The organism is Nocardia carnea (assembly GCF_029868855.1).
Lineage (GTDB): Bacteria > Actinomycetota > Actinomycetes > Mycobacteriales > Mycobacteriaceae > Nocardia > Nocardia carnea_A.
On sequence record NZ_JARWOV010000020.1, the window covers coordinates 1 to 3,628 of the forward strand.

Below are 3,628 nucleotides of genomic sequence, written 5' to 3' on the forward strand. Positions count from 1 at the left end.
CCCCCCCCCCCCCCCCCCCCCCCCCCCCCCCCCCCCCCCCCCCCCCCCCCCCCCCCCCCCCCCCCCCCCCCCCCCCCCCCCCCCCCCCCCCCCCCCCCCCCCCCCCCCCCCCCCCCCCCCCCCCCCCCCCCCCCCCGCCACTGTATGTACTGCGAGCCGATCAGAGCATGCAGCTCACGCAGCCCTCGACCTCGGTACCTTCCAGCGCCATCTGCCGGAGGCGGATGTAGTAGAGGGTTTTGATGCCTTTGCGCCAGGCGTAGATCTGGGCGCGGTTCAGGTCGCGGGTGGTGGCGGTGTCCTTGAAGAACAACGTCAGCGACAGGCCCTGGTCCACATGCTGGGTGGCGGCGGCGTAGGTGTCGATGATCTTCTCGTAGCCGATCTCGTACGCGTCCTGGTAGTAGTCCAGGTTGTCGTTGGTCATGTACGGGGCCGGGTAGTAGACGCGGCCGATCTTGCCTTCCTTGCGGATCTCGATCTTCGACGCCACCGGGTGGATGGAACTGGTGGAGTGGTTGATATAGGAGATCGAACCGGTCGGCGGGACGGCCTGCAGATTCTGGTTGTAGAGGCCGTGTTCCATGACCGCGGCCTTCAGCTGCCGCCAATCGTCCTGGGTGGGGATACGGATCCCGGCGTCGGCGAACAACCGGGAGACACGGTCGGTCTTCGGCTCCCACACCTGATCGGTGTACTTGTCGAAGTATTCACCGCTGGCGTACTTCGACTCCGGGAACCCGCCGAAGTACGTACCACGTTCCTGCGCAAGCAGATTCGAGGCACGCAGGGCGTGGTACACGACGGTGTAGAAGTAGATGTTCGTGAAGTCCAGCCCCTCCTCGGACCCGTAGTGGATCCGCTCCCGCGCCAGGAAGCCGTGCAGGTTCATCTGCCCCAGGCCGATGGCGTGCGAGGAATTGTTGCCCTGCTCGATGGAGGGCACCGAGTAGATGTGGGTCTGATCGGAGACCGCGGTGAGCGCCCGGATCGCGACCTCGATGGTCTGCGCGAAATCGGGCGAATCCATGGTCTTGGCGATGTTCAGCGACCCCAGGTTGCAGGAGATGTCCTTGCCCACCTGCGCGTAAGTGAGATCGTCGTTGTACACCGAGGGGGTGGAGACCTGCAGGATCTCCGAGCACAGGTTCGAATGGGTGATCTTGCCGGCGATCGGGTTGGCCCGGTTCACCGTATCCTCGAACATGATGTAGGGGTAGCCGGATTCGAACTGCAGCTCGGCGATGGTCTGGAAGAACTCGCGCGCCTTGATCTTCGACTTGCGGATCCGCTTGTCGTCGACCATCTCGTAGTACTTCTCGGTGACGTCGATATCGGCGAACGGCTTACCGTAGATCCGCTCCACGTCATACGGCGAGAACAGGTACATGTCCTCGTTCTTCTTCGCCAGTTCGAAGGTGATATCGGGGATCACCACACCGAGGGAGAGGGTTTTGATGCGGATCTTCTCGTCCGCGTTCTCCCGTTTGGTGTCGAGGAAACGGTAGATATCGGGATGGTGGGCGTGCAGGTACACCGCACCCGCACCCTGCCGTGCCCCGAGCTGGTTGGCGTAGGAGAACGAATCCTCGAGCAGCTTCATGATCGGGATAACACCCGAGGACTGGTTCTCGATCTTCTTGATCGGCGCACCGTGCTCGCGAATATTGCTGAGCAGCAACGCAACTCCGCCACCACGCTTGGACAGCTGCAGCGCCGAATTGATGGAGCGCCCGATGGACTCCATATTGTCCTCGATACGCAGCAGGAAGCAGGACACCGGTTCACCGCGCTGCTTCTTACCCGAGTTGAGGAAGGTCGGGGTGGCGGGCTGGAAGCGGCCGTCGATGATCTCCTCGACCAGCATCCGCGCCAGCACCTCGTCACCGGCGGCCAGGGTCAGCGCGACCATGCACACCCGGTCCTCGAAACGCTCCAGGTAGCGCTTCCCGTCGAAGGTCTTGAGCGTGTAGGAGGTGTAGTACTTGAACGCGCCGAGGAAGGTGGGGAACCGGAACTTCTTGGCGTAGGCCTGCTGGAACAGCTTCTTCACGAAGGCCCGGCTGTACCGGTCCAGCACCTCGGGCTCGTAGTAGTTCTCCTCGACGAGGTAGTCGAGCTTCTCGTCGAGATTGTGGAAGAAGACGGTGTTCTGGTTGACGTGCTGCAGGAAGTACTGGTTGGCGGCCTCGCGATCCTTGTCGAACTGGATCTCACCGTCCGGCCCGTACAGGTTCAGCATCGCGTTGAGGGCGTGGTAGTCCAAGACCTCACCGGATTCGCCGGCGCGCTGCGGGGGCTGCTCCAGCCGGGCCGTCATACCTGCTGGTGCTGTCGTTGTTGCTGCCAAAACAATCCCAATCCCTCTCGGACGCGGGCGACGTCCTCAGCGGTTCCCATGAGTTCGAAGCGGTACAGGTAGGGCACCCCGCATTTGCGGGAGATCACATCACCTGCGAAGCAGAAGGTGTCACCGAAGTTCGTGTTCCCGGCGGCGATCACCCCGCGCAACAGGGCGCGGTTGTGTGGATCGTTGAGGAACTTGGCGACCTGGCGCGGTACGAATTCCTTGTCGGAGCGAGTGGACCCCAAGACGTGCCGACCGCCCCCGTAGGTGGGGACGATCAGCACGTAGGGTTCGTCGACGCGCAGCGAGTCGGTGGTGTGCAGGGGGATCCGGAGAGCCGGGATATCCAGCTTCTCGACGAACCGGTGAGTGTTCTCCGAAGCGCTGGAGAAGTACACCAACGTATGCGATTCGGACATTTCACCTCCCCTGCTCCCCGACCGTATCGGGCGCGCGGGCCCTTCGTGGTTACACTTCGCTGCCGCCTCCGGGCCCGACGCGCTCAGGCTGTGCCTATTGCGCTCAGGCGGCGACGGTGGCCAGCGCCTTGATGCGGTCGGGCCGGAAGCCGGACCAGTGCTCGTCACCGGAGACGACGACGGGGGCCTGCAGGTAGCCGAGAGCCATCACATAGTCGCGGGCATCGGCGTTCTCGGAGATGTCGATGACCTCGTATTCCACCCCGGCCTTGTCGAGGGCCTTGTAGGTGGCATTGCACTGGACGCAAGCGGGCTTGGTGTACACGGTGATCATTCGAGTCCCTCTCTCCTGTGCCAATGTGCGGTGTCTCGCGGTCTCGTCGTGACGGACCGCCGCCTCCGGGTCGAGCCCTCCGCGTGACTGATCCGCAGCCGGATATTCCGTCTGCGGGGCGCGGTGCCGGCACGATCGGATGATCCTGCGCAAACTCCGAGGACCAGCCCTGAAATGCCACGTCCGGGCCGGTTCCGCCCGCTGCCGGCGGGTTCTTCACACCGCCGCCTTCGGGTACCGATGACACTACACCTAGTGGCCGACATTCCGAAACAACACGAGATGTTGCGAGTCACAACGATGTGATTTCACGGCTGTAAGCCGCAGGACAGCGTTGCGACACGCCGAATTCACCGTGGTCCAGATCACAATCGAGGGAGGCCAGTTCTTTTTCAGCAAACGCAAGAGCATCGCCTGTCACACCAGTCGCGGAAACCCCAGCAGACTCTCACGACCCGCCCGGAACAGCCGCGGCGCACACGCTCCGGACTCCACACAACAGCAGGCCGCCCCCGGCCGGACGGGGGG

At 63.7% G+C, this 3,628-nt stretch carries 3 protein-coding genes; all 3 read right to left on the minus strand.

All coding sequences use genetic code 11. The annotated features are described in order from the left end of the window. Positions 1 to 160 precede the first annotated feature (160 nt). The 3 genes from nrdE to QH195_RS01515 all read right to left on the minus strand — a co-directional run bounded on the left by nrdE (position 161) and on the right by QH195_RS01515 (position 3,100). On the minus strand, positions 161 to 2,320 hold the full coding sequence (gene nrdE / locus QH195_RS01505; RefSeq protein WP_280425936.1) for a class 1b ribonucleoside-diphosphate reductase subunit alpha: 2,160 nt from the start codon (positions 2,318 to 2,320) through the stop codon (positions 161 to 163). After that, positions 2,317 to 2,766 carry a class Ib ribonucleoside-diphosphate reductase assembly flavoprotein NrdI gene (gene nrdI, locus QH195_RS01510; RefSeq protein ID WP_280425937.1) on the minus strand — a complete coding sequence of 150 codons (450 nt, stop codon included), beginning with the start codon at positions 2,764 to 2,766 and terminating at the stop codon, positions 2,317 to 2,319. Before nrdI ends, nrdE begins: the two co-directional genes overlap by 4 nt. Before the next feature lie 103 nt (positions 2,767 to 2,869). Further along, a complete protein-coding gene (locus QH195_RS01515) occupies positions 2,870 to 3,100 on the minus strand; it encodes a redoxin NrdH (protein WP_280425938.1) in 231 nt (76 codons plus the stop codon). Positions 3,101 to 3,628 lie beyond the last annotated feature (528 nt).

Excerpts from the sequence above, each read along its gene's own strand:
- nrdE (WP_280425936.1), bottom strand. The coding sequence starts at position 2,320 with ATGACGGCCCGGCTGGAGCAGCCCCCGCAGCGCGCCGGCGAATCCGGT.
- nrdI (WP_280425937.1), bottom strand. The coding sequence starts at position 2,766 with ATGTCCGAATCGCATACGTTGGTGTACTTCTCCAGCGCTTCGGAGAAC.
- QH195_RS01515 (WP_280425938.1), bottom strand. The coding sequence starts at position 3,100 with ATGATCACCGTGTACACCAAGCCCGCTTGCGTCCAGTGCAATGCCACC.